The following is a 25,532-nucleotide window of genomic DNA, read 5'->3' as shown; positions in this document are numbered from 1 at the left end:
GGCAACCGCCTCCTTCCGGTCTTGTCTACTTGTTATTATACCGCAGTACCGGACAAATTTCGACCCTTAATTTTCTGCGTGATATACGATGCACGGCCGGCCGCCGGTGTTGTAATCCATATCGCTGCTGATGATAGATTGTTCCACCAAATAGTTTACATAGCGCCGCACCGTGACAACCGACAAGTCCACATGCCCCGCAATGTCATCGCAGGTGTGCCCGCCGGGATTTTGCTGCAAATACAGCTTGATGCGCTCCAACGTTTTTGCCTGCAGTCCTTTGGGCGGCGCGCTCTTGGTCTGCGGCACCGGTGCCGAAATGTGCAGCAGCGCACGATCCAGCTTATTTTGCGTGAAGGCGCCCTGTGCGCTGTCATGAATCGCATTTTTTCGATTGCAAAATGTATCCAATGCGAGCTGAAAGCGTTCCAGTCCAAACGGCTTGATGAGATAGTCCGTGACGCCGAGGCGCATCAGCGCTTCAATGGTCTCCGCGTCATTCGCGGACGTCACCATAATGACATCCGAATCTACGCCCTCTGCCCGCAGCATGCGCAGCAGCTCCAAACCATTCATCTGCGGCATATAGACATCTAAAATGATGAGATCCACCGGATTGCTGCGCAGCCAGAACAGCGCCGGATGTGCGGCGGAAAACGTCTGCACCACACAAAAACGCTCGTCTTTTTCAATATATCGGCGATTGAGCAGCGTAATCACAGGATCATCTTCTACAATAACGGTACGATACAATAGTCTCTCTCCTATCTGTCAGGATTGTTCGGTCAGCGTAATAATAAAGGACGTGCCCACGCCAAGCTCCGATTCTACACGGATGGTTCCATGATATGCCTCTATCATTTCTTGTACAAGGGCAAGACCCGTGCCGCGTCCCTCGCCCTTTGTGGAAAAGCCGCGCTCAAACAGGCGCTGCTTGACCTCCTCTGTCATGCCCGGACCGGTATCATCGACACTGAGCAGCAGTCCGCGTGCTCCCTCTCGAATGCTGACGGTGACTTCACTCGGCACATCCGTCGGCGCGCCGCGCATGGCATCAAACGCGTTTTCTATCAGATTGCCGAGCACGGTAATCATCGCCGTAACCGGCATAAACTGTCCGTTTCCATATAATACGCTGGCGGGATCCAGAGAAAATCGAATGTCCAGCTCCGCAGCGCGGTACGCTTTGCCGATGAGCAGCGCCGCAATGGTCGGGTCGTGAATGCGGTCCCGAATATAATCAATCGACTGCGCGCGTGTCTGTGTGATGCGCAGCACATATTCCTCTGCCCGATCGTATTCCTTGAGCTGCATCAGCCCCAAAATGACATGCAGCTTATTGGTGAATTCATGTGTATACGCCCGCAGCGCCTCCAAAATATGCTGTACGCCGGTCAAATCCTGCGCCAGCCGCGTAACTTCGGTTCGATTGCGGAAAATCGCAACGGCGCCTTCGATTTGATTGTCCCGCCGCAGCGGAATGCGGTCAGAAATCACAGAGACGTGTGTGATGGATTCCAAGCTGATGTTGTATTCGGGCTTTCCCGTGCGCATGACGCGAGCTATAGTAGAGCGCGGATAAATCACCTTGAGCGGCTGTCCAATCGCCTCGTCGACGCTGATGCGCAGCATGTCTGATGCCGCGCGGTTCAAGTACACCACCGTGCTGTTTTTGTCAATTGCAAGAATGCCCTCGTCCAGTCCGTCCAAAATATCCATCTGCTGCAGAAACAGACGGCGGAAGTCGTTCGGCTCATAGCCAAGCAAATCGTCCTTGATGCGGCGCGACAGGCGCAGGCTAAGCATGCCGCCGAAAAACAGCGCCGCAACACCGACCAGCACATGTGACAGCAACGTGAGAAAAACCATCTTGCGAATGGAGCGCATATAGATGCCCGCCATCGTAAAGCCGCTGATTTTCCCGTCTGTCGAATAAATCGCCGCATACGCACAGCGGTCTGTGCCGGACGGCGCATCGCTGTTGTGCAGCAGTGTGGAATCATCCTGCGTCAGATTATCCATAATGTCCTCGCTGAGCGGTGCGAGCTGCGACACGTCATGTGAGCCGGAAGCAAGATCATAGAAAGCAATCGGCTCTCCCGTCGGGTCATATACCGCCAGCACGTCAATACTGGACACACTGTCCACGGTACGTTTTATATATTCATTCGCTTGTTTTGTGTCAATATGATCCATGAGAACCGGCGCGTTCGCCATGACCTGCGCTGCGCTGATTAACGACTGATCGCGCGCTTCATTTTCCTGTCTGAAGCTCAAAATCAAATTCGCGCCGAGCGAAAGTAACAGTGCAACGACGATTCCTTGCACAAGGATGGTGCGAACCTGATTATATATCGTCGAATTTGCAATTTTTTCCTTTTCCATATGCAAAACCTCTCCGCACAGTTTTTCTTTTTATCATACCACATTCCCTAGATTTCGGCAAACCTCCAAAATTCTGGTGAAATGTTATCAAATCTGCTTTTGATATTTTATAAGAAATAGGCAATATGTGCATTTTTTATTTTTTTTAGTTTTTTAAGCTTGTTTTACCGATTTGCGGTGACTAAAATAGGGGGCAGATTGAAAAGCAAGAAAGTGGTGATGCATCATTGGAAGAAATCAAAGCGGAACTCAATGCGCAGCTGCAAAGTAAGATTGCATTTGACATTCCGCTGTTCGGCGGGATTCCGGTACCGCAGTCGACCGTCATTACTTGGGTCATCATGGCCATTCTGACGGCGCTCGCCATCTGGCTGACACGCGGCTTGAACCGCAAGCCTGGCCGCCGTCAAGTCGCGGCTGAAACCTTTGTCGGCTTCATCAACGGATTCTGCAAGAACACACTCGGCGAGAAATACTGGCGCACCTTCGCTCCGTACCTCGGAACAGTCGGCCTGTACTTGGGTCTTGCCAATATCTCCGGTCTGTTCGGCGTCACGCCTCCAACCAAGGATTTGAACGTCACAGCCGGTCTGGCAGTCATGAGTGCAATCCTCATCTATGGTGCACAGTTCCGGTATCACGGTCTGGGCGGCGGACTGAAAAAGTTCGGTCAGCCGGTCGCTATCGTCGCACCGCTCAATGTCATGGAAATCGGCATTCGCCCGCTGTCGCTGTGCATGCGACTGTTCGGCAACATCTTTGCAGGCTTCGTCATCATGGAACTGCTCAAAATGCTGATGCCTGTCGTTTTACCTATTCCGTTCAGCCTCTATTTTGATGTGTTTGACGGCATGCTGCAGGCAATCGTATTTGTGTTCCTGACAACCCTATTCCTTTCGGAATCTTTGGATTAAGTAAACAACCTATCGTATTTGAAATTTAGGAGGAAATTAAAATGAACGTAGCAATTGGCGCAGGTTTGGCAGTATTGACTGGTATTGGTGCTGGTATCGGCATCGGCATTGCAACCGGTAAGTCTTCGGAATCCATCGCTCGTCAGCCGGAAGCTGCCGGCAAGATCAGCCAGAACCTGATTCTTGGCTGTGCACTGGCAGAGGCAACCGCTATTTACGGCTTCCTGATTGGTATTCTGCTGATCTTCATGGGCTGATCGGAGGCGAAACCCGATGATCCTGAATTTAAACTGGCAAATCATCTGGGTGTTTGTCAATCTGCTCATTCTGTTCCTGCTGATGAAAAAGTTCCTGTTCGGCCCCATCACCAAGATGCTGGACAACCGAGCAAAGAGCGTTGCTGACACGCTGGATCAGGCGGATGAACGTCTGGCTGACGCGGAAAAGCAGAAGGCGGAATACACCCAGCAGCTGGCAGATGCCCGCGGCGAAGCATCCCGTATCATAGAGGAAGCACGCAAGCGTGCGGATCTCGCATACAGCCGCCGCATGAACGAGGCGGAAAAGGACATTCAGCGCCTCAACGAACAGGCTGCGCGTCAGCGCGAAGCAGACCGCGAGGCCATGCTCAAGTCCGCCAAGCAGCAGATTGCCGCTCTGGTTCTGCTGACCACCGCCAAGGTGTCTCAGCACGCCATGAACGCAGACGCAGACCGCACCATGCTCGATTCCTTTTTGAACGAAGCGGGTGACGAGTTATGAGTACGACGGCACGCCGCTATGCGGCCGCCCTTCATAACTGCGGCTGCTCAGTAGACAGCCTGAGACAAACGGCACAGTATTTGATGGACAGCGCTCCCCTTTGGGAAGCGCTGTGCAGTCCCGCTGTACAGGCGAAGGAAAAGAAGGCAGTGCTCAACCGCCTGCCGGACTTCACAGATGACAAACATCTGAAAAATTTTTACGGACTGTTGGCTGAAAAAAGCCGCTTTTCTCTCCTTCCGGAAATCGTAGACGAATACCGGAAGCTGGAGATGCGGCAGCACGGAGAGGGACTTTGCGTCCTGCGCTGTGTGCGCGATCCGGGCGATGACGCGCTCAGCAAACTGGCGAAACTGCTTTGCAAAAAGCACGGCTATCAGTCCCTTACTTTTGAAATTGTATTGGACCCCGAAGTCCTTGGCGGCTTTGTCTTTGAACTTGACGGGGTAACCTATGATAAGAGCGTCCGCGGGCACATTCATGCCCTGGCGCAAAGTCTGCAAGAGGGGTGAACAGCTTGAATCATTCAGACGAAATTATATCCATTCTCCAAGAGGAGATTGAACAATATGACAGCCGCACCCGCCGCGCAGAGACCGGCACAGTGCTCGAAATCGGCGACGGCATTGCGACTGTATACGGTCTCGACCGCGCCGTTTACGGCGAACTGGTTGAGTTTGAGACCGGTGTCCGCGGCATTGTGCTGAACTTGGAGCGCGACAGCGTCGGCGTTGTCCTGCTCGGCAGCGAAGAAGGTCTGCACGAGGGTTCCATCGTCAAGCGCACCGGCCGTGCAGCAGATGTTCCGGTCGGCGATGCGATGATCGGCCGTACCGTCAACGCATTGGGCGACCCAATTGACGGCCTCGGCCCGATTGCCTGCACCGAAACCCGCCCGATTGAGCATGAGGCTTCCGGCGTCGTTTCCCGCGAACCGGTTAATCAGCCGATGCAGACGGGTATCTTGGCCATTGACTCCATGGTTCCGATTGGACGCGGTCAGCGTGAGTTAATCATCGGCGACCGCCAGACCGGTAAAACATCCATCGCGATTGACACCATCCTGAACCAGAAGGGTCAGGACATGATTTGTATTTACGTTGCCATCGGTCAGAAGGCATCGACGGTTGCCAAGCTGCGCGGCACACTGGAAAAGGCCGGTGCGCTGGATTACAGTATTATCGTATCCGCGACCGCGGCAGATTCTGCGCCGCAGCAGTACATTGCACCGTATGCCGGTGCTGCCATCGGCGAGTATTTCATGAGCAAGGGCAAGGACGTCCTCATTGTATATGATGATCTGTCCAAGCACGCGGTTGCATACCGTACCCTTTCGCTTCTGCTCCGCCGCTCCCCAGGCCGTGAAGCCTATCCGGGCGATGTATTCTATCTGCATTCCCGTCTGCTCGAGCGTGCCTGCCGCCTGACCAAGGAATACGGCGGCGGCTCGATGACCGCTATTCCGATCATCGAAACACTGGCCGGTGATGTATCCGCATACATTCCAACCAACGTTATTTCTATTACAGACGGTCAGATTTATCTGGAAAATGACCTGTTCTTCTCGGGTCAGCGTCCGGCTGTCAACGTCGGTCTGTCGGTATCCCGTGTCGGCGGTTCTGCACAGACCAAGGCAATCAAGAAAACCTCCGGTACCCTTCGTATTGATCTGGCACGTTTCCGCGAGCTGGAAGTATTTACCCAGTTCAGCTCGGATCTGGACGAAGAGACCCGTCAGGCACTGGATCACGGCAAGCGGCTGATGGAAATCCTCAAGCAGCCGCTGTACCATCCGATGCCGGTTTGGAAGCAGGCTGTGATTCTGTATGTCGCAACCAACGGACTGCTCTCGGATGTCCCGCTTGATCGCGCAAATAAATTTGTCAAGGATTTTGCAGATACGCTTCAGTCCGAAAACAGCGCACTTGTCGAAGAAATCCAGTCCACCGGCACGCTCCCCGGCACGGCAGGTGAACAGATTCGCAAGGCACTGGAGTCCTATAAAGAACAGGTGAGCGCATCATGGCAGGCATAAAGGAAATCCGTACACGAATCGACAGCGTACAGCAAACGCTGAAGATTACCAATGCGATGTACCTGATCTCCTCCTCCAAGCTGCGCAAGGCGCGCCAGCAGCTCAACAATGTACAGCCGTACTTCACCAAAATCACCTCGACAATTGCGGACATTCTGCACCACACACCGGAAATGGAGCATATCTATTTTGATAAGCGTCCGGATGTTGCTGAACACAAAGTTGGCTATATCGTCATCACCGGCGATAAAGGTCTGGCCGGTGCATACAACCACAATGTTCTGCATTTGGCAGAGGAGCAAATTGCCAAAACGCCGAACTCGACCCTGTTTGTCATCGGTCAGGTCGGCAGAGTATATTTTGCAGAGCGCGGCATGCGCATTGACGGTGAATTTATGTACACCGCGCAGGATCCAAACATCCCGCGCGCCCGCGACATCACAGAGCTGTTTATCAAGCTGTTTCGTGAGAACCAGCTGGATGAGGTCTATATTGTATATACTGAAATGATTACCCCGATGCGGCTGGAGCCGAAAATGCAAAAGCTCCTGCCGCTGGATATTGACGCTTTCCCGTGGTCACCGCGTCCCGGCGAGGATGAACCATACCACCAGACCGTTACCTATGTCCCGAGTGCGGACAAGGTACTGAGCCAAATCGTTCCGGGTTACGTCAAAGGCGTGCTGTTTGGCGCCATGGTAGAGTCGTTCTGCTCCGAGCAGAACGCCCGCATGACGGCGATGGATTCTTCCACCAACAATGCACGAGATATGTTAAAGGAGCTCTCCCTGCGTTATAACCGCGCCCGTCAGGCTGCGATTACGCAGGAAATTACAGAGATTGTCGGCGGCGCACAGACGCAGAAAGCGGAACGCCCGCCGCTCCGCCGGGAAAAGCCGGCGCGTGTTGTCCGTTTTCTTGCAGACGGCAGCCGCGCACAGAAAGCGAGGAACGAATCATGGAACTGAAAGGCGCTGTAGCACAGGTGCTCGGACCAGTTGTCGACGTCGAGTTTGACGGCGGCAAGCTGCCGGAAATCAATGAAGCGCTGACCGTCGAGCTGGACGGCAAAAAGCAGGTCATGGAGGTTGCGCAGCATGTCGGCGGAGACACCGTTCGATGCATCATGCTGTCCCCAAGTGAAGGCCTGGGCCGCGGCGATACTGTTATCGCCTCCGGTCATACAATTGAAACTCCTGTCGGCGAAGGTACATTGGGTCGTCTGTTCAATGTACTGGGTGAGCCGATTGACGAAAAAGGTCCGGTACAGACCGATGAAAAATGGTCCATTCACCGTGAACCGCCGGCTTTTGCAAACCAGAATCCAACCACCGAGATTTTGGAAACCGGCATCAAGGTCATCGACCTGCTAGCTCCATATGCCCGCGGCGGTAAAATCGGTCTGTTCGGCGGCGCCGGTGTCGGCAAGACCGTCCTGATTCAGGAGCTGATTCGAAATATTGCCGCAGAGCACGGCGGCTACTCCATCTTTACCGGCGTCGGCGAACGCACCCGTGAGGGCAACGATCTGTGGCGTGAAATGGGCGAATCCGGCGTACTGAACAACACCGCGCTGGTGTTCGGTCAGATGAACGAACCGCCTGGAGCACGTATGCGCGTTGCGCTGACCGGACTGACCATGGCAGAGTACTTCCGTGACCGCCAGAAGCAGAACGTGCTGCTGTTCGTAGACAACATCTTCCGTTATGTACAGGCAGGTTCTGAGGTGTCCGCCCTGATGGGCCGTATGCCTTCCGCCGTTGGCTATCAGCCGACGCTGGCGGATGAGGTCGGCGCGCTGCAGGAGCGTATTACCTCGACGCGTGACGGTGCGATCACATCGGTACAGGCTGTCTATGTCCCTGCCGATGACCTGACCGACCCTGCTCCGGCTACCACATTTGCACATCTGGATGCCACCACGGTTCTGTCTCGTAAGATTGTAGAACAGGGCATTTATCCGGCTGTCGATCCGCTGGAGTCCACTTCCCGTATTCTGGAGCCGGACGTTGTCGGTGAGCGCCATTACAAGGTTGCCCGCGGCGCACAGGAACTGCTGCAGCGCTATCGCGAGCTGCAGGACATCATTGCCATCCTCGGTATGGAAGAACTGAGCGCAGATGACCGCAAGACGGTTGACCGCGCACGCCGTATGCAGCAGTACTTCTCTCAGCCGTTCTTCGTTGCAGAAACCTTTACCGGTCTGGAAGGACGCTATGTGCCGCTGGATGCCACACTCAATGGCTTTGAGGCTCTGCTCGGCGGCGAACTGGACGAATATCCGGAGTCTGCCTTCTCTATGGTCGGCACCGTCGATGAAGTCCGTGAAAAGGCACGCGCACAGGGGGCAGTTTAATGGCTAAGACGCTCTATCTGGAAATCATCACCCCGGAAAAGCAGTTTTTCACAGGAAATGTGGAAGGCATTGTCCTGCCCGCACTGGACGGTCAGTACGGCGTACAGCCGGGACATGAGCCGATTGTCACGGCGCTGGAGCCGGGCAATGTACGGTACTGTGTGGACGGCGCATGGAAAGAAATCGTTGTCACACAGGGCTTTGCAGAGATCATGCCGGATTATGCCATCATGCTGGTATCTACTGCAGAACGTCCGGATGAAATTGACCGCGCACGTGCAGAACGTGCAAAGCAGCGTGCAGAAGAGCGTCTGCGCCAGCAGCAGAGCATTCAGGAGTATTATCACTCCAAGGCAGCACTGGCGCGTGCGATGGCACGTCTGAAAGCATCCGGAAAATAAATTTTGTTCTCTCTCTCTTAATATCGATATACAATACAAAATCCCGAAGCTGTCCGACCGGATGGCTTCGGGATTTGTCTTGTCTGATTGTTATTTGATTTCTCTCGGCATTCCTCCCCAATCGCGCGCGAGAAAGACAATTGCCATGATGCCGACGAGCCGAAAAAAGTATATACGCATTTCACTTAGTTAGCTAAGTAATATCCCGAATAAAAACCTGCGCTCGCATGCAATCACAGGTTTTGAATCATTTTTTTGGTAATCGCCAGCCATTGTTCCTGCTGTTCTTTGGAAATGCCGTCGAGCAGACGCGACTCCAGCGCCTGCACCCCGTGCAGAACGTTTTCTTTATTTTGCAGCGCTTTTTCGCTTGGCACAATCCGTTTGAATCTGCCGTCATACGGAACCGGCTCGCGGGTAATCAGTCCATTCTGCTCCATTTTTTTAATCAACGCACTCGCCGATGACGGACGCATACCAAATTCCTCCTCCAAATCCTTTTGGAAGATTTCGCTGTCCGTATGCGCCAAAATAAAATGCAGAATTTTTCCCTCTGCACCGCTGTACTCTCCGCACGACGCCAGTGCGTCAATTTCACGGCGCAGACGATTGGCAAGAATGCCGATATATCTTGAAATATGTTCGTTCTTGATCATAGAATCCCTTCTAACCAATTAGTTTTCTAAGTATAGCACGGAATCCAAGCCGTGTCAACGCGAATACAGGCACCCTCCCAAGCGGGAAGGTGCCTGCGTTCTGTGAAAATGTGCGATGTTATCCGATCTTATCGCAGAACTGCACGAGAATGGTCGCCATTTCGGCTCTCGTGGATTCGCCCTGCGGAACGAACATGTTATCGCCTCTGCCTACCATCAGGCCGGTTGCGTGCATTCTATGCACTGCCTTGCCTGCATAAGCGGAAATCTGGTCGTTATCTGCAAACGCAGAGACTTCGGACTCCGGCAGATTGATCTTTGCATAGTCCATGTAATTGGACAGCATAACAGCGGTCTGTTCTCTCGTAATATTTTCATTCGGAGAGAACGTTGTCGGAGAGGTTCCGGCTACAATGCCGTTTTTCTGTGCCCAATTGACATATGCACAGAAGTAATCCTCTTCCTTGACGTCGGCAAACTTGCTCTTGCCTGCGTATGCTGCGGTGTCAATCTTTGCCAGGCTGCCCAGCACCTTGACAAACATGCCGCGTGTCATGGCAACATCCGGAGAGAAGGTCGTCGGAGAGGTTCCGTCAAACAGATGCAGCTTTTCTGCGCGCTTGATGTAATCCTCTGCCCAATGATTCTCAATATCCGTAAACTTGGTCTCGTCTTCCTGACCTTCGCCTACGGTGCCGTAGTCGTCATAATCCTTTGCGTAGTTCTTGTAAACCGTGCTGTCCTGATGGCCTGCTGCGCCTTCAAACGTGCCCTTCTGCCAATCAACCAGCGTGTTCCAAGTCTTGGTCTCGCCTGCAGTCAGTGCGTACTCGTTGAGAACCGGTACGCTGGATTCGGTTGCGTTCAAATCCGATACAAACTTGGTGATGATGCGGGCATACTTTGCCTTTGCCATACCGGTCAGATCTGCAGCGCTGCTGCCGTTTGCCAGCTCTACCTTCTTTTCTTCCTTGACGGTCTTGCCGTCATCGGAAGTCTGTACGGTTGCGGTAATCGAAGCCTTGCCTGCAAACGCTGCATTGTAAGCCAGCTTGGTCGGTGCATCGGTGATTTCTACCCATTCTGTCGTATGCGTACCTGCGGTGTCAATATTGCTGCTCTCGAAGTCCAGCCAGATCTTCATGTTGTCAGCGGATGCGCCGCCTGCGGTCGGATCGTTGCGAACAGCTGTCACTTCATCTTCCGACAGCTTGGAGGTGTAGAATCGTACCTGAGAAACAGCACCCGGAAGCATGGTGTGATACATGCCGCGGTTGCGCTTGGTCTGCAGGGTATTCTTGAAGCCCAGACCGATGTACATCGGCTCGCCGTCCCACGTCTTAATCGGCGCGGTGAATGCCGGCTTATCTACGTGTGCAGAATGCAGCTCATTCTCATAAGAATCGCCGCCGGTCTCGAAATCAAATGCACTGGTGTACTGTACCCAAGTGTCCTTCTTGATGCCAAAGTTTTCGTCGCTGCCGTCGTTCCAGCTGAATTCACCGTTGTCGTCCTGCAGGCATACACCGTATGTCACCTTACCGGTTTCACGAATTGCCATGCGGAACATGTACGGCGTGCCCCAGCCAAGGCCAATGCCCTTGACCATCAGCGGGTTGTGATCCGGAATGGCACCCTTGCCGTCCAAATCAACATACTGCTCGGTCAGCTCAGAAACGCCGCCCTTGGTGGTGCCTGCGCTCGGCAGGTTTGCCCATACCATACCGGTCATGGAATCCTTCGGCGTATAACTGCCGCTATCCGGAATTTCCAGATAATCGCGCTTGCCGTCCAGAACCAATGTCTGCTTGCCGTTGTCATCCGTGCCGTATTCCGGCTGGCCATGAACATACGCATTGTTGCCGTTGCCCGACTTGTCCTTGACAACCGGCATACCCTGAATGGAGCCTTCTACGGTGATGGTCTGCGGCTTTGCATTGCCGATGGTTACTTCGTAATCGCCTGCTTTGTCAAACGTATACGAGAACTCTGCCACCTTGGATTCACCGGACTGCAGAGAATACTGCTTGCTGTCCTTGGTCTCGCCGTTTACCTTAAATTCTGCGTTAAATGTACCTGCATCGTTGCCAATGTTGTTGACATCTGCCTTGATGTGCAGCACGTTGCTGGTCGGATCGCTGACATCCTTATCGCCCTGCTTGATGCGAACATTGGCATAATCCGCCGTCGGCTCGCGATAGGTGACATTGACATCCGCGGTCTTGTCAGCCAGCTTCAGCGTATGCTTGCCAAGCGATTCCATGCGGAGTGTTCCGCTCAAAGTTGCTGATTTGCCCGGATCCAGCGTGACAATGCCGTCCTCAAACTGATACAGATAGCGTGTTTTGCCATTGTCGTCAACCGGAATGACAGCTGCTGCCAGTCCCTTGCCCACGTTGGTCACGGTTGCCTTGACTGTCACTTCACCGTTGTACAGAACTTCTGTCGGCTCAATGGAAATATCCGACCATTTCAGCTGCTGCTTTTCCTTTGCAACCAGCGTGGTATTGGCGAGCTTGCTCTCTGCGCCTTCACCGGTTGCGCCGTAGTTTTCAACCTTCAGAACGTCAGAACCCTTATCGCGCGTGATATAGAAGAAATCACCCTTCTTGTTATAAGTTCTTGCGTCCTGATGCGTCAGATAAATGGTGCCGGCGCCGACTTCCGGATTGGAAGATACGGCACGTGCATAGCTGTGCGTATGACCGGAAAGCATCAGATCAACCTTGCCCGGCTCGATGACGTCCGGAATATACCGCTTGGTGTATGCATCGGATACCGGATGGTGCATCATAATCATGCGGAAATCCGCCTTGGTTGCGGCGTCGGTTTTCAGATCTGCCTTGAGCCAATTCATGGCGTTTTCAATGGTCTTGAGCGTTGCTTCGTCAGCCTGTGCGCCGGTAGCTTCCGAGTTCATCTGGAACAGACCCCACGGGTTGCTGTTCATCGTGATGATGTGAATGCCGCCGTAGTTGAACGAACTGTCGCCCTCTACGGTTCCGCCGTATTCCTGATCCTGAATCGAGTATACATACGTGTTAAAGTATACGCCGCCCTGATCATGGTTGCCGCTGGAATACACAATCGGATAGCTGTGGATAAAATCATTGTCCGCCTTGCCCTGGAACCAGAAGCTGAACTGCTCTGCCTGTGCACCGGTGCCTTCTACCATGTCACCACAGTGCAGCATAACATCCGGATCAAACTCCTTGACCGCCGCATCCAGCTCGTTTCTGGTCGCAAAAATGTGCGAGTCAGACAGGGTAATCATGCGAATCTGGCTCGGATCGCTGCTCAGCGTCCGGAAGCTCGCAGAGCAGGTCTCGCCATTTTCCAGCTTGACCTCGTAGTAATACCGCGTGCCAGCCTCCAGATTGTCCAGCTTGTAATGGAACAGATTCATCTTTTTTCCCTGAAAATCCGGTGCATCTTCGTTCACGTTTACCGAGATTGGATCGCACAGAGCCTCCTTGTCCGTGCCATATGCGATGGTCGAGGGCACATTTTCTGTGCTTTCCCATACGACGACCATACTGTGTTCTTTTGGTGCAAGCAGGTACGGGCCGTTTTTGAACTTGGCGCCGACATCATCCGCCTGAGAAACCGTTGGAAGAACGCCTACGATCATGATGACCGCCAGGAACATCGCCTGCATTCGTTTGAATACTTTACTCATTCGTCTTTCTCTCCTCTCTAAAGAAATCCGTTCTCTTGCGTGCAAAATCCTCCTTTCTGCTGCACACAGCTGTTTTTCTGCCACAGGTTTTCTCTCTTTGTGAATATTCTGTGATAGATTTGTTAAAACATCTTAACACTTTGTAAAATAAAATTCAATAAATTTTACAAAACTTAAAATAAAACTCTATTTGTCACAATTTTTTACTGAATTTTTTGTGCATTTTTCTCGTAAATCATGGAATTTATTTCAAATGTTCACAAAAGAAAAGACACCGTTCCATTGGAACAGTGCCTTTCATCAAAATCTGCGGCGTCTTAGAATTCTACCTCAGTGTACAGATCGACAATTTCCGGCTCGTCAAACATCTCGCCCAGCTGCGGAATGATGCGCTGAAAATGCTCGGTCGCATTGTGCGTATCAATCGCTGCCTGATCCTTCCAGTATTCGATGAAGCAGTGAACGCGCTCATCCGAGATGCTCTGGTTGGATGTGTACGAGATGTTGCCCTCTTCTGCCTGAGACTTTGCAACCAGCTCGCGGGTCAGCTCGCGATATTTCGCAATGCATTCTTTCTTGATGACCTGTCTTGCCGTAATCTTAATCATAAATATATCCTCCTTGTCGTGTCTCGGGAATTTTTTGTCCCACTCGCATTATACCGAATATGATGCCAAAAGAAAAGCGCTGTGAAAAAAATTTTCTTCTTTTCTCGGTATCTGCTATAATAAAACCATTCAATTGCACGAGGTGATGGACATGGGCTATATTCGCCGCCCTTCTTACTATAAAAATTTCCGCTGTATTGGCTCAGCCTGCACGGACAACTGCTGTATCGGCTGGGAAATCGAGGTCGATGCGGACACGCTCGCCTATTACCAAACGGTTTCCGGCTCTTTTGGTGAAAAACTCCGCGCGAGCATTTCCGCTCCCGCACCGCAGACCGGAACCGCGCATTTTTTCATGGACAAGCAAAACCGCTGTCCGCTGCTCGATGCCTGTAATCTCTGCGAAGTCTACAAGCATTTGGGCGAACAGCACATGGTGCAGATTTGTACGGATCATCCACGCTACTTTGGCTGGTTCTCCGGCGGCAGAGAGGATGGACTTGGTCTGTGCTGTGAGGCTGCTGCGCATTTGATTTTGCAGGAAACCGGCTATCCCCAATGGGAGATTCTTCAAGAGCCGGATACATCCGATACAGACGAAAAAACAGAGCACGGCATCGAACAGACACTATTTTCTATGCGCGAACAGCTCTTTCATCTCATCAAGCCGGAAGCATCCGTCTCATTTGACGAAAAAACAGATGCGATATACCGCGCCGCCCGCGCCATGCAGGATCAATATGACGCCGTTGTATTCGGCTTTCCGGCAGACGAGACAGAGGAAGATTTATTTTGCTGGTCAAAGGCTTTTTGGAACGAAGCCTGCCTGACGCAGATTTTTGACCAATTGCTGCAAATGGAAATCAATCGACCGGATTGGAAAGACCATCTGCTTTGTATCAAAATACAGCTTTCCGACCTGCTGCATGCCCGTCCGGCTTTTTTGCAATTTTATCAGAAAAAGTGCTATGAATATGACCAATTACTGCTGTATTTTGTGTATCGCCATTTTATGAACGCACGCGATGATGACGCCGTGCGCGAAAAGGTACAGTTTGCGCTCATCAGCACCGCGGTCATTCAAGTACTGGATATTTTTCATTGGATGACGCACGGAACGCTGTCCCACTGGGATCAAATCTGTATTTGCAAAGCATATTCTCGTGAAATCGAATATGACGAAGAAAATACCGAATGTCTATCCAATTTCATATTCGATACCTGACAAAAAACCTGCCCAGAAAATTCTGCGGCAGGTTTTCTTTGTCAGGTAAAAATTAAAAATCTTGCACCATTTGATTGGACGCCTGCTCATCCAGCTGTGTCACCTTGGTGTCAATGACACGATAAATGCGCTGACACAGGTTCAGCACGCTGGGGCGATGCGTGGTCACGATGCAGGTCTTATTCGGATGCCGATGCATGATATTGCGCAGCACCTGTCGTTCGGTTGCGACATCCAATGCGCTGGTTGCCTCATCCAGCAGCAAAATCGGCGCATCTCGCAGCACTGCACGCGCAATGCTGATGCGCTGTGCCTGTCCCTCTGACACGCCTCTGCCACGTGTGCCGAGCAGGCTGTGGATGCCGTCCGGCATCTTTTGTACAAACTCCCATGCGCACGCAGTCTCAAGCGCCTGCTTGATTTCTTCCTCGGTTGCATCTTCCTTGACCACACGCAGATTGTCCGCGATGGTGCCGGACATCAGTGTATTTCCCTGCGGCACGTATGAAAAATATCGTCGGGTGTCTGCATGAATCGGCACGGTCTCTCCGTCCTGCGTGACCAGCTGAGCCGTGCCTTGGTTCGGATGCAGCAGTCCCAGAATCATGCGCAGCATGGTCGTCTTTCCCTCTCCGCTCGGTCCAACCAGCGCCACAATTTCTCCCGGAGAAGCAATAAAGTTGGAATCGGTCAGGACACGGTGCTCTTGGATATAGGCAAAATTCACATGCTCCAGCTGCACGGTAAATCCGTGCTGTGCGGCCTGCCGCATTCGTTCCGACTGTTCCGGCATATGTACTTCGCGCGGCAGTTCCACCAGCTCCCGAATGCGCCGCGCAGACACGGCGCTGTTTAACATACCCGGAATAATGCGCACCAGATTGGAAAACTGATTGGACAGCTTAGAGCGCTGCTCCAAAAACAGAGTCATGGTTCCATACAAAATATCTCCCGTCCACAGCCGAAACAGGCAATATCCAAACGCGAGAAAGGACACGCCTGCCGACAGCACTGACATGCCGATGTTCGTCTTGATGGTAAACAAATTATATGCCAAATTGGTCTGTTTGAATCGCTCCTGCCAGCCTCGCAGCCCCTTGCTGTAGTGTTCCATCACGCCGAACGATTTGATGGTGTCAAAGTTGTAAAAAGTCTCCACCTCATAGTTCATCAACTTGCTGTTGACCTCCAGCACCTTCCGGCGGTATTCGCTGTTTTTCCGCATCAAATATCTGCCGGACAACAGCAAAATCGGCGCAGACAGCAGCGCAATCAGCGCCATGGTCGCATCGTAATACAAAATCACGGCGAGCGTTGCAGCGATGCTGTATACATAAATAATCAAATTGGGCAGCCAGCTCACGGCGTTGCTCGCGACGGTATTGACGTCATTATTAAACCGATTGAGAATATCGCCATTTTCAAACTGTGAGATGCTCAGCCAATCCGCGTCAATAATCCGGTCAAAAATATCCGCCTGCATATCGTTGTTGACATAAATAGACAGCTTTGTCGAATACCGATTGACCAAGCTCGTAAACAGCAGGCTCACAACCATGCTTGACACCATAATGACCGCGACCAGCCACAGCTTTTCAAACTGATACCCCGTGATAATGTCAATCATATACTTGCTCGCAACCGAGGAAACCAATCCCAGCGTGGAGCTGATGATACCGATGATGGTATAACAGATAATAACCTTTGTATATTTTCGGCTGTAGGAAAAAATCCATTTCCAATCCTCAAAAAAATCCGAAAACGTGCCGTCATCCAATTTATTCAGCAGTGTCTGTACAAAAACCGAACGCAAAATTTTATTGAATCCGGAATACTGCATTGCTCTCATCCCCTCGTTTCGATATGCTTTATTGTAGCATTGCAAAAAAGCAGGGTCAACCGGTATTCCGTCAGATATTGCGGTAAACCGTCACATTTTTCTTTTTCTCTCGGCGTTTTTATGCTATGATATGGTTAGTGCGTTTAGAAAGGACTTTCTATGATTGACATACACACCCACATTCTTCCGGGATTGGATGACGGCTCACAAACGCTTTCTGATTCGCTGGAAATGGCAGAACTTGCGCTGGAAAGCGGCGTGGACACCATTATTGCCACCCCGCATAGCAACCAGCTCGGCCGATTTGAAAACTTTGATCTTGTTCACTTGAAGCATGTATTTTCACGGCTTCAACAGGCGCTGCAGGAAGAAGGAATCCCGCTGACCCTGCATCTCGGCATGGAGATTTTTGCCTCTGAGGATTTGTGCGAAAAAATACAGGCGGGGGCGCTGCTCAGTCTCAACCGCTCCCGCTATTATCTCGTGGAATTCGCCTTCGATGAAGCACCGGAATTTATCGGTGATATTCTCGACGGCATGTTATCTGTCGGTGCGATTCCGGTCATCGCCCATCCGGAGCGGTATTTCTGCGTGCAGGACTATCCGTCGCTGATTTATCACTGGCTGCAGCTCGGCTGTTTTACGCAGCTCAACAAGGGCAGCATTTTGGGTAAATTCGGCAAACATGCACAGATTGCAGCAGATTATCTGCTGCGGTACCGGCTTGCCACCTGCATTGCCAGTGATGCCCACAGCCCCGTGATGCGCACGACACATATGCGCGACATCATCGAGTATCTGTTGGAAACCTACGGCGAACGCGAAATGCTCCGTCTATTATTTGAAAATCCCGACCGCATGATATACGATCGGGACATTCCACATCACGGCAGCCTGCCGGAGCGCAGGCGCGGCCTATTCTTTTGAGTGGTATCTATGATGAAACAGTTAGACACATATACCTATGTTTCCGCGCTGCGCGAGCTCGTCGCATCCGGTCAAACCGTCAGCGTGCGCATTGCCGGAAACAGCATGGCGCCGTTTCTCGTTGACACGCGCGACAGCATTTACTTTCGCGCACCGGACAGACCGTTTCGGCGCGGAGATATGGTATTTTATCAGCGCGAAACCGGACAATATGTCATGCACCGCATTGCACGCGTTGGGCCGGAGGGCTGCTATCTCGTCGGCGATGCACAGCAGCTGCTAGAGGGTCCGATTGCACCGGAGCAAATATTCGCGGTTGTTGTGCAAGTGCAGCGCAAGGGCATATGGATTAACGCATCCAATTTCTGGTGGAAATTTTTCGCCGGACCTTGGCTGACGTTGCTTCCCCTGCGGCGCGTGCTGCTCAGGCTATACAGCATTTTTCTGCACCGATAACTTATTTAATGCCGAGCAGCTCTTCCGCCTGCTTCTTTTCTTGTTCAGACGGCGGGCGCACGCCCTCCAACGTGTACGGAATGCCGAGCTTTTCCCACTTGAACAGACCCAGTGTGTGATACGGCAGTATCTCTACGCGTTCTACCGTGCGCAGACCGGCGATAAATGCGCCGGTCTTTTTCAAGCCTTCCGGATCGTCTGTTAGTCCCGGAACAAGCACATGACGAATCCACATCGGCTTTCCGTGGTCGGACAGATAGGTTGCCATCTGTAAAATGTTCTGATTGGTTTTGCCGGTCAATGCGCGGTGCTTATCGTCCTCAATTTCTTTGAGATCCAAAATCACGAGATCCGTGACTTCCATGAGTGCATCGAATTTCTGTAAAAACTCTGGTTCCATAGAAAATGGCTGTCCCGCAGTGTCCAATGCTGTGTGGACGCCTTTTTTCTTTGCCTTTTGGAAAAATTCCGTCACAAATTCCATTTGCAGCAGCGGTTCTCCGCCGCTGACGGTAATGCCGCCGTTGTTTTTCCAATAATTGTGATAGCGATACGCGCGCTGAAACAGCTTGTCCGCCGTCCACGGCTGCCCGACACCGCACTGCCATGTTTCCGGATTATGGCAGTATCGGCAGCGCAGCTGACATCCCTGCAAAAAAACAATAAACCGAACACCTGGACCATCCACAAGACCGAAGGTCTCCAAAGAATGCACATAGCCTGTCTGGCTCATGATTTGTCTCCTTTCTGCAAAAAATGCTGACTCCCACGGGAGGGAGGCGCGCTCCCTCCCGCAGAAACCAGCATACATCATTTCTATTTGTTGTCAATCGTATGGATTACATCACCTTATGGCAGGTTCTTGCAATAACATCCAGCTGCTGCTCCCGCGTCAAGTCGATGAACTTAACGGCATAGCCGGATACACGAATCGTAAAGTTGGCGTACTCTTCCTTTTCCGGATGCTCCATCGCGTCAATCAGCTTTTCTGTGCCGAATACATTGACGTTCAGGTGGTGTGCACCCTGATCAAAATAGCCATCCATAACCTGCACCAGATTGCCGATGCGTTCCTGCGGCTCATGTCCCAGTGCATCCGGATTGATGGTCTGGGTGTTGGAGATGCCATCCAGTGCCCAATGATACGGCAGCTTTGCCACCGAGTTCAGAGACGCCAGCAGGCCGTTCTGTTCTGCACCATAAGACGGGTTTGCGCCCGGCGCGAACGGCGTCCAAGCCTTGCGACCGTCCGGCATAGCACCGGTGAACTTGCCGTAAACCAGATTGGATGTGATGGTCAGAATCGAAGTCGTTGCCTCAGAATTGCGGTAGGTATGACGGCGCTTGACCATCTCGAGGAAGGTCTTGAGCAGCCAAATACCAATGTCATCGGCGCGGTCATCGTCATTGCCGTACTTCGGGAAGTCGCCTTCGATTTCAAAGTCTGTAATCAGACCGTGCTCGTCACGAAGTGCCTTCACCTTTGCGTACTTGATCGCACTCAGCGAGTCAATGACATGCGAGAAGCCTGCAATACCGGTTGCGAACGTACGGCGAACATCGGTATCAATCAGCGCCATCTCTGCTTCTTCATAATAATACTTGTCATGCATGTACTGAATCAGGTTCAGGATGTTGACGTACAGGCCTGCCAGCCAATCCAGCATCGGAACGAACTTCTTCATGACATCGTCATAGTCCAGATATTCGCTGGTGACCGGAGCGTATGCCGGACCGACCTGCTCAAAGAACTTTTCATCTACACCGCCATTGAGCGCATACAGCAAGCACTTGCCGAGGTTGGCGCGGGCGCCAAAGAACTGCATTTCCTTGCCCGTCTGCGTTGCGGATACACAGCAGCAGATCGAGTAGTCATCGCCCCAAACCGGCTTCATGACATCATCATTCTCATACTGTACCGAGCTGGTAGCAATCGAAATCTTGGATGCGTACTTCTTAAAGGTCTCCGGCAGAGCGGACGAATACAGAACTGTAAGATTCGGCTCCGGAGCCGGACCCATGTTTTCCAGTGTATGCAGGAAACGGAAGTCGTTCTTGGTTACCATCGAACGACCGTCCATGCCGATGCCTGCCACTTCCAGCGTTGCCCAAACCGGATCGCCGGAGAACAGCTGATTATACGACGGAATGCGCGCAAACTTAACCATGCGGAACTTCATGGTCAGATGGTCAATCAGTTCCTGTGCCTCGGTCTCTGTCAGGATGCCTGCGTCCAGATCGCGCTGGATGTAAATGTCCAAGAAGGTCGAGATGCGGCCGACACTCATGGCAGCGCCGTTCTGTGTCTTGATGGCAGCGAGGTAGCCAAAATACAGCCACTGGCACGCTTCCTTGGCGTTCTTTGCCGGCTTGGAAATATCATAGCCGTAAATCTTCGCCATTTCCTTCATGCCCTTGAGCGCGTTGATCTGGCGAGCAACTTCCTCGCGCAGGCGAATGACATCATCGGTCATCACACCGTCGCCCACGTTGGACTTGTCCAATTCCTTCTGTTCAATCAGGAAATCAATGCCGTACAGCGCCACGCGGCGATAGTCACCGACGATGCGGCCGCGTCCGTATGTATCCGGCAGGCCGGTCACAATATGTGTGTGACGCGCCTTTTTCATTTCCGGTGTATATGCTTCAAATACCGCCTGATTGTGCGTGCGGCAATACTTGGTAAAAATCTCATGCAGCTTTTCGGACGGCTGATAGCCATAGGTCGTGCACGCCTGTTCTGCCATCTTGATGCCGCCGTACGGCATAAACGCGCGCTTGAGCGGCTTATCCGTCTGCAGACCGACGATCTGCTCGAGATCCTTCAAGTTTTCATCAATGTATCCCGGTCCATACGCCGTCAGGCTGGAAACAATCTCTGTCTCCATGTCGAGCACGCCGTCCTTTGCGCGCTCCTGCTTCTGCAGCTTCTGCAGCGCGCCCCACAGCTTATCGGTCGCCTCGGTAGCGTCTGCCAAAAAAGCCTCATCGCCGTCATACGGCTGGTAGTTTTTCTGGATGAAGTCTCTTACGTTTACTTCTTCCTTCCAGATACGTCCTTCAAAACCTTCCCACTGTTCGAAATCAACCATGGTCGTTTCTCCTTTTTTCAGTCAGATATGTGTTTTTGAATACGGAAAATGCGAATTTTTTGCATAAAAAATCCGCCCTTCCAAGCGTAAACAATGCCCAGACGGTCGGCAAAACAGCGATTCATACTCCATGTGGTGATTCCACTTCCGTCAGTTGTATGAACACTGTTATCATACCGATGTCCGCGAGAAAAGTCAATACCCTTTTTCAAACATTTTCCCGCAGCGCCGCCGCGCTGTGCATTTTGTTCATTAGCTTTAACTAATCTTTTTGTCAAGCTTTGCTCCGCCGCCGGATGAAGCGGCGGAGCAGCTTATCTCCATTATGCCACAAAAGTCATCCTGTGCTGACAATTATCTCTTGACGTTGAACGCCCCCATGCCCGGATACACAGCGCTGGCGCCCAGTTCTTCCTCAATGCGAAGCAGCTGGTTGTACTTTGCCACGCGCTCGGTGCGGCTCGGCGCGCCCGTCTTAATCTGGCAGGTATTGAGCGCAACCGCCAGATCCGCAATGGTCGTATCCTCGGTTTCACCGGAACGATGAGAAGAAATCGCGGTATAGCCCGCCTTATGCGCCATCTTAATGGCCTCCAGCGTCTCGGATACCGAGCCAATCTGGTTGAGCTTGATGAGAATGGAATTTCCGCAGCCGTTGTCAATGCCCTTTTTCAGCCGCTCGGTGTTGGTCACAAACAGGTCATCGCCAACCAGCTGCACAGTATCACCCAGCTCCTGCGTCAGCAGCTTCCAGCCGTCCCAATCCTCTTCATCCAGCGCATCTTCGATGGAGATAATCGGGTACTTTTCTACCAGCTGCTTCCAATGCGCAATCAATTGCTCCGATGTGAACTTGGTTCCTGCCTTCGGCAACACATATTCTCCCTTCTTTTCGCCCTTCCACTCGGAAGAAGCGGCGTCCATTGCCAGCATGAAATCCTTGCCCGGCACATAGCCGGCCTTTTCTACTGCCTTGAGAATATACTGGATGGCTTGCTCGTCGCTCGCCAAATCCGGCGCAAATCCGCCCTCATCGCCGACAGAAGTTGCAAGTCCCTCCGCCTTGAGCAGAGCCGCCAGCGCATGGAATACCTCTGCGCACATGCGCAGCGCCTCTCGAAAACTCGGTGCACCAACCGGCATAATCATAAATTCTTGCACGTCCACGGTATTGGCTGCGTGCGCACCACCATTGAGAATGTTCATCATCGGCACTGGCAGGCGATTGCCGGAGATACCGCCAAGGAACCGGTACAGCGGAATATCCAGCGCAATCGAAGCCGCGCGCGCAGCGGCAATCGACACCGCCAGAATGGCATTCGCACCCAAATTGGACTTGTCCTTGGTGCCGTCTGCCTGTATCATAGCTGCATCCACGGCATAGATATCCGAAGCGTCCATGCCCGCCAAAGCGTCCCGAATCGGGCCGTTGATATTGGCAACCGCTTTCGTCACACCTTTGCCCAAATATCTATTCGCATCTCCGTCGCGCAGCTCCAGCGCTTCAAATTCGCCGGTCGATGCACCGCTCGGCGCCGCACCTCTGCCAATCGCGCCGCCCGCTAGAACAACCTCTGCCTCCACGGTCGGATTGCCGCGGGAATCCATAATTTCGCGTCCGATTACTGTCTCAATCGTCAAGCAACTCATACGTTGTCTCCTTTCGCCATGTCTCTCTGGCATATGTGGTATTGTTATCTTTTTACTGGAACACAAATACCGGTTTTTCCCGATATTTATAATTAGCCTACGCTAATCACGTTTAGTATATCAGATAGGATAGTTTTGTCAAGATTGAATTGTTTTATTCCCGTTAATTTTCCTGCAAAAAAAGCGCCGGCACGTTTCATCGTGCCGGCACTCTGCTGTATATAGAGTTGTTTTTATGTTACACGAACTGATTGCGCGCAGAATCATACGCGTAATCCATTCCTGCCAATTTCTGTTCGATTTCCCGCTGATTAACACCCATATCGTGACACATCTGCTCCAAAGAGCTGTACTGGTCACGCAGTTTGGTGTTGACATAGCTGAGTAAAATCACTGGATCCTGTGGAATCATTCGGTTTCCTCCTCTTTTTCCGGTTCTTCGCGATTGATCGCCCGATACGCTTCCTCATACAATACTTCCTGCGCATCCAGCTTTTTCTCGCCGAGCATCCGGTCAATGTATTCTCGATTTCTGGTCTGCATCTTTCCCTTGGCGTCGTCCGCCAAAACCGTATCAAAGATGTGGCAAATCTGTTTTTTGATTGCCAAATCATAAATCGGCACGGCAACTTCTACACGCCGCAGCGTATTGCGGGTCATAAAGTCCGCAGATGAAATGTATACCTTTTCTTCCTCTCCCACGCCGAAGCGGTAAATGCGTGAGTGCTCCAAAAATCTGCCGACAACACTGATCACCGTGATGTTCTCGGTCAGCTCCGGCACAGCCGGCACCAGACAGCAAATGCCGCGGATAATCAATTCAATCTTGACGCCCGCTTCCGAGGCGTCAATCAGCTTTTCAATGATGTCCTTATCCGTCAGGGAATTCAATTTTACGCCGATGTACGACGGACGGCCATGCTTTGCCTTTTCAATCTCATCCTCTATCAGGGCGAGCACCTTATTTTGCAGGCAGTGCGGCGCCACCATCAAATGTTCGATGTGCGAAACGGTTTCGCCCATCAGCAGCGAACGAAAGACTTTATCGACATCCGTGCCAATATCGCGGTTTGCTGTCAGCAGCGACAGATCCGTGTACAGCCGCGCGGTTTTTTCGTTATAATTGCCCGTGCCGATCTGCGTAATGTACTGGAAGTCGTCCTCCCTCTTGCGCACAATCTGGCACAGCTTGCAATGTACCTTGTATTTGCCAAGGCCATAAATAATATGGCAGCCTGCTTCCTCCAATCTGCGCGACATCTCGATGTTATTGGCTTCATCAAACCGTGCACGCAGTTCCACCATAACAATGACTTCTCTGCCATTTTCCGCCGCTTCAACCAGCGCATCAATGATTTTGCTCTGGTCTGCCACGCGGTACAGCGTCATGCGAATGCTGATAACCGACTCGTCCTCCGCCGCCTCATGCAGCATGCGCAAAAACGGCTTCATGCTCTCATACGGATACGACAGCAGCACATCTTTCTTGCCAATCTGATCCAGCACGCTTTCCTTCATGTTCAGCGCCGGAGAATCGCACGGACTGCGCTTTTCGTAAAACAGCTCCGACCGATCGCGCAGATAATGCTGCAGCTGGAATACAAAGGACAAATCCAGCGGAGTATCCACACGAATGACATGCTTCATGTTGATGCCGAGATGTTTGGCGAGTTCCTTGCAGGTTTTTTTGTTGATGTCATGACTCAATTCCACGCGCACCGGACTCAAGCGGGTGCGCTGTTTGATGAGCTGTTCCATCACGCCGCGGTAGTCCAAGTCCTCATCATATACCTCGATGCCGTCAATGTCCGCGTTGCGCGTCACGCGCAAAATGGATTTTTCCTTGACGGAATAAGTCGGGAACAGCTTGGACGCAAACTGTAAAATCAGGTCTTCACACAGCATAAACGTACCCGGACGGGACGGAATCTCAATCAGGCGCTTAAATGCGCTGTTGGTGCACGGCACAAGACCGAGCTTGGATTTTCCGCTCTTGGTCGTGAGCAGCATCAGCGCATACAGCTCCTTGTTGTTGAGGAACGGGAACGGCTGCTGTTTGCCGATCAGCATCGGCATGAGAAACGGCGCGATGTTCTGGTCGAAATACGTCTCGAGCATCGCTATTTCTTTCTTAGACAGACGATTAAAGTTGATGAGATGCACGTTCTGCGGCTCCAGCTCGCCCATCAGCTGTTCATAAATCTTGGTTTTGAGTGCCTCAAGCTCGCGTGTGCGCTCCAAAATCGCCTCCACCTGCTGCTTGCTGGTCATATTGGTCTTGTTGTCTCGAATTTTTTCTCCCGCGTGCATCTGATCCATCAGGGTACCGACGCGCACCATAAAAAATTCGTCCAAGTTCGATTGATAGATCGACACAAACGACAGTCGCTCAGCCAGCGGCACATGCTCGTTTTCCGCTTCGCGCAACACGCGAACATTGAACTGCAGCCACGACAATTCTCGATTGGTATAACAGCTCAGCCTATGCTTTTCTTCCCTTTTTTCTTCTTTCTTATTTCGTTTGCTTTCCTTATCCATAGTTTTTT

General features: G+C 52.0%; 22 protein-coding genes and 1 riboswitch. Of the genes, 11 read left to right on the top strand and 11 right to left on the bottom strand.

Annotated features, from left to right (window positions below; genetic code table 11):
• Positions 1-66: 66 nt before the first annotated feature.
• Together KQI75_RS11170 and KQI75_RS11165 are read right to left on the bottom strand one after the other, a co-directional pair.
• Positions 67-753, bottom strand: a complete 687-nt coding sequence (locus KQI75_RS11170) for a response regulator (RefSeq protein WP_216470879.1) — start codon at positions 751-753, stop codon at positions 67-69.
• Between the two features lie 18 nt (positions 754-771).
• Complete coding sequence (locus KQI75_RS11165) at positions 772-2,385, bottom strand: ATP-binding protein (RefSeq protein WP_216470878.1); 1,614 nt, start codon at positions 2,383-2,385, stop codon at positions 772-774.
• Positions 2,386-2,612: 227 nt separating this feature from the next.
• Between KQI75_RS11165 and KQI75_RS11160 the strand changes: the two genes are divergently transcribed.
• The 8 genes from KQI75_RS11160 to KQI75_RS11125 are packed head-to-tail and all read left to right on the top strand — an operon-like array spanning position 2,613 to position 8,853.
• A complete protein-coding gene (locus KQI75_RS11160) occupies positions 2,613-3,299 on the top strand; it encodes a F0F1 ATP synthase subunit A (protein WP_216470877.1) in 687 nt (228 codons plus the stop codon).
• Between the two features lie 41 nt (positions 3,300-3,340).
• Positions 3,341-3,556 (top strand): ATP synthase F0 subunit C, encoded by a 216-nt coding sequence (gene atpE, locus KQI75_RS11155; protein ID WP_246566627.1) that lies wholly within the window; start codon positions 3,341-3,343, stop codon positions 3,554-3,556.
• 16 nt (positions 3,557-3,572) lie between these two features.
• Positions 3,573-4,061 carry a F0F1 ATP synthase subunit B gene (atpF, locus tag KQI75_RS11150; protein ID WP_216470876.1) on the top strand — a complete coding sequence of 163 codons (489 nt, stop codon included), beginning with the start codon at positions 3,573-3,575 and terminating at the stop codon, positions 4,059-4,061.
• Positions 4,058-4,573, top strand: a complete 516-nt coding sequence (atpH, locus tag KQI75_RS11145; RefSeq protein ID WP_216470875.1) for an ATP synthase F1 subunit delta — start codon at positions 4,058-4,060, stop codon at positions 4,571-4,573. The genes atpF and atpH overlap by 4 nt, the downstream gene beginning before the upstream one ends.
• A gap of 5 nt (positions 4,574-4,578) precedes the next feature.
• A complete protein-coding gene (gene atpA / locus KQI75_RS11140; RefSeq protein ID WP_246566624.1) occupies positions 4,579-6,096 on the top strand; it encodes a F0F1 ATP synthase subunit alpha in 1,518 nt (505 codons plus the stop codon).
• Positions 6,084-7,064, top strand: coding sequence for an ATP synthase F1 subunit gamma (gene atpG / locus KQI75_RS11135; protein ID WP_216470873.1), 981 nt, complete (start codon positions 6,084-6,086; stop codon positions 7,062-7,064). Before atpA ends, atpG begins: the two co-directional genes overlap by 13 nt.
• Positions 7,055-8,452 carry a F0F1 ATP synthase subunit beta gene (gene atpD / locus KQI75_RS11130; protein WP_216470872.1) on the top strand — a complete coding sequence of 466 codons (1,398 nt, stop codon included), beginning with the start codon at positions 7,055-7,057 and terminating at the stop codon, positions 8,450-8,452. Before atpG ends, atpD begins: the two co-directional genes overlap by 10 nt.
• Positions 8,452-8,853: a F0F1 ATP synthase subunit epsilon gene (locus KQI75_RS11125; protein WP_216470871.1), complete on the top strand. Its 402-nt coding sequence runs from the start codon at positions 8,452-8,454 to the stop codon at positions 8,851-8,853. Before atpD ends, KQI75_RS11125 begins: the two co-directional genes overlap by 1 nt.
• 233 nt (positions 8,854-9,086) lie before the next feature.
• Here the strand turns inward: KQI75_RS11125 and KQI75_RS11120 are convergent, their stop codons facing one another.
• From KQI75_RS11120 to KQI75_RS11110, 3 genes are all read right to left on the bottom strand, one after another.
• The gene (locus tag KQI75_RS11120) at positions 9,087-9,509 is read right to left on the bottom strand and encodes a MarR family winged helix-turn-helix transcriptional regulator (protein WP_216470870.1); all 423 of its coding nucleotides are present in this window, start codon (positions 9,507-9,509) and stop codon (positions 9,087-9,089) included.
• Positions 9,510-9,627: 118 nt separating this feature from the next.
• Complete coding sequence (locus KQI75_RS11115; RefSeq protein ID WP_216470869.1) at positions 9,628-13,188, bottom strand: S-layer homology domain-containing protein; 3,561 nt, start codon at positions 13,186-13,188, stop codon at positions 9,628-9,630.
• A gap of 317 nt (positions 13,189-13,505) precedes the next feature.
• The gene (locus KQI75_RS11110; RefSeq protein WP_216470868.1) at positions 13,506-13,796 is read right to left on the bottom strand and encodes a putative quinol monooxygenase; all 291 of its coding nucleotides are present in this window, start codon (positions 13,794-13,796) and stop codon (positions 13,506-13,508) included.
• 151 nt (positions 13,797-13,947) lie between these two features.
• Between KQI75_RS11110 and fliB the strand changes: the two genes are divergently transcribed.
• Positions 13,948-15,021, top strand: coding sequence for a flagellin lysine-N-methylase (gene fliB / locus KQI75_RS11105; RefSeq protein WP_216470867.1), 1,074 nt, complete (start codon positions 13,948-13,950; stop codon positions 15,019-15,021).
• Positions 15,022-15,073: 52 nt separating this feature from the next.
• Here the strand turns inward: fliB and KQI75_RS11100 are convergent, their stop codons facing one another.
• Complete coding sequence (locus KQI75_RS11100) at positions 15,074-16,861, bottom strand: ABC transporter ATP-binding protein (RefSeq protein ID WP_216470866.1); 1,788 nt, start codon at positions 16,859-16,861, stop codon at positions 15,074-15,076.
• Between the two features lie 159 nt (positions 16,862-17,020).
• On the opposite strand from KQI75_RS11100, the gene KQI75_RS11095 reads away from it, so the two are divergent.
• Together KQI75_RS11095 and KQI75_RS11090 are read left to right on the top strand one after the other, a co-directional pair.
• Positions 17,021-17,788: a tyrosine-protein phosphatase gene (locus KQI75_RS11095; RefSeq protein ID WP_216470865.1), complete on the top strand. Its 768-nt coding sequence runs from the start codon at positions 17,021-17,023 to the stop codon at positions 17,786-17,788.
• 9 nt (positions 17,789-17,797) lie between these two features.
• Entirely contained in the window at positions 17,798-18,244 is a 447-nt protein-coding gene (locus KQI75_RS11090) for a S24/S26 family peptidase (protein WP_216470864.1), read from the top strand.
• A 1-nt stretch (position 18,245) separates the two neighbouring features.
• Here the strand turns inward: KQI75_RS11090 and pflA are convergent, their stop codons facing one another.
• From pflA to ppk1, 5 genes are all read right to left on the bottom strand, one after another.
• The gene (gene pflA, locus KQI75_RS11085; RefSeq protein WP_216470863.1) at positions 18,246-18,977 is read right to left on the bottom strand and encodes a pyruvate formate-lyase-activating protein; all 732 of its coding nucleotides are present in this window, start codon (positions 18,975-18,977) and stop codon (positions 18,246-18,248) included.
• A gap of 106 nt (positions 18,978-19,083) precedes the next feature.
• Positions 19,084-21,336, bottom strand: a complete 2,253-nt coding sequence (pflB, locus tag KQI75_RS11080) for a formate C-acetyltransferase (protein WP_216470862.1) — start codon at positions 21,334-21,336, stop codon at positions 19,084-19,086.
• An 88-nt stretch (positions 21,337-21,424) separates the two neighbouring features.
• Positions 21,425-21,504: riboswitch (ZMP/ZTP riboswitch) on the bottom strand.
• A 186-nt stretch (positions 21,505-21,690) separates the two neighbouring features.
• A complete protein-coding gene (gene eno, locus KQI75_RS11070) occupies positions 21,691-22,986 on the bottom strand; it encodes a phosphopyruvate hydratase (protein ID WP_216470860.1) in 1,296 nt (431 codons plus the stop codon).
• A gap of 238 nt (positions 22,987-23,224) precedes the next feature.
• Positions 23,225-23,398 carry a DUF4250 domain-containing protein gene (locus KQI75_RS11065; RefSeq protein ID WP_216470859.1) on the bottom strand — a complete coding sequence of 58 codons (174 nt, stop codon included), beginning with the start codon at positions 23,396-23,398 and terminating at the stop codon, positions 23,225-23,227.
• Positions 23,395-25,524: a polyphosphate kinase 1 gene (gene ppk1, locus KQI75_RS11060; RefSeq protein ID WP_216470858.1), complete on the bottom strand. Its 2,130-nt coding sequence runs from the start codon at positions 25,522-25,524 to the stop codon at positions 23,395-23,397. Before ppk1 ends, KQI75_RS11065 begins: the two co-directional genes overlap by 4 nt.
• Positions 25,525-25,532 lie beyond the last annotated feature (8 nt).

The sequence above is a fragment of the Butyricicoccus intestinisimiae genome (genome assembly GCF_018918345.1).
Classification (GTDB): domain Bacteria; phylum Bacillota; class Clostridia; order Oscillospirales; family Butyricicoccaceae; genus Butyricicoccus_A; species Butyricicoccus_A intestinisimiae.
This window is presented reverse-complemented; position numbering and strand designations above follow the sequence as displayed.

Excerpts from the sequence above, each read along its gene's own strand:
- eno (WP_216470860.1), bottom strand. The coding sequence starts at position 22,986 with ATGAGTTGCTTGACGATTGAGACAGTAATCGGACGCGAAATTATGGAT.
- KQI75_RS11120 (WP_216470870.1), bottom strand. The coding sequence starts at position 9,509 with ATGATCAAGAACGAACATATTTCAAGATATATCGGCATTCTTGCCAAT.
- KQI75_RS11065 (WP_216470859.1), bottom strand. The coding sequence starts at position 23,398 with ATGATTCCACAGGATCCAGTGATTTTACTCAGCTATGTCAACACCAAA.
- KQI75_RS11110 (WP_216470868.1), bottom strand. The coding sequence starts at position 13,796 with ATGATTAAGATTACGGCAAGACAGGTCATCAAGAAAGAATGCATTGCG.
- pflB (WP_216470862.1), bottom strand. The coding sequence starts at position 21,336 with ATGGTTGATTTCGAACAGTGGGAAGGTTTTGAAGGACGTATCTGGAAG.
- atpG (WP_216470873.1), top strand. The coding sequence starts at position 6,084 with ATGGCAGGCATAAAGGAAATCCGTACACGAATCGACAGCGTACAGCAA.
- KQI75_RS11090 (WP_216470864.1), top strand. The coding sequence starts at position 17,798 with ATGATGAAACAGTTAGACACATATACCTATGTTTCCGCGCTGCGCGAG.
- KQI75_RS11100 (WP_216470866.1), bottom strand. The coding sequence starts at position 16,861 with ATGCAGTATTCCGGATTCAATAAAATTTTGCGTTCGGTTTTTGTACAG.
- KQI75_RS11165 (WP_216470878.1), bottom strand. The coding sequence starts at position 2,385 with ATGGAAAAGGAAAAAATTGCAAATTCGACGATATATAATCAGGTTCGC.
- KQI75_RS11125 (WP_216470871.1), top strand. The coding sequence starts at position 8,452 with ATGGCTAAGACGCTCTATCTGGAAATCATCACCCCGGAAAAGCAGTTT.
- atpF (WP_216470876.1), top strand. The coding sequence starts at position 3,573 with ATGATCCTGAATTTAAACTGGCAAATCATCTGGGTGTTTGTCAATCTG.
- fliB (WP_216470867.1), top strand. The coding sequence starts at position 13,948 with ATGGGCTATATTCGCCGCCCTTCTTACTATAAAAATTTCCGCTGTATT.
- atpE (WP_246566627.1), top strand. The coding sequence starts at position 3,341 with ATGAACGTAGCAATTGGCGCAGGTTTGGCAGTATTGACTGGTATTGGT.
- KQI75_RS11115 (WP_216470869.1), bottom strand. The coding sequence starts at position 13,188 with ATGAGTAAAGTATTCAAACGAATGCAGGCGATGTTCCTGGCGGTCATC.
- atpD (WP_216470872.1), top strand. The coding sequence starts at position 7,055 with ATGGAACTGAAAGGCGCTGTAGCACAGGTGCTCGGACCAGTTGTCGAC.
- pflA (WP_216470863.1), bottom strand. The coding sequence starts at position 18,977 with ATGAGCCAGACAGGCTATGTGCATTCTTTGGAGACCTTCGGTCTTGTG.
- KQI75_RS11095 (WP_216470865.1), top strand. The coding sequence starts at position 17,021 with ATGATTGACATACACACCCACATTCTTCCGGGATTGGATGACGGCTCA.
- ppk1 (WP_216470858.1), bottom strand. The coding sequence starts at position 25,524 with ATGGATAAGGAAAGCAAACGAAATAAGAAAGAAGAAAAAAGGGAAGAA.
- atpH (WP_216470875.1), top strand. The coding sequence starts at position 4,058 with ATGAGTACGACGGCACGCCGCTATGCGGCCGCCCTTCATAACTGCGGC.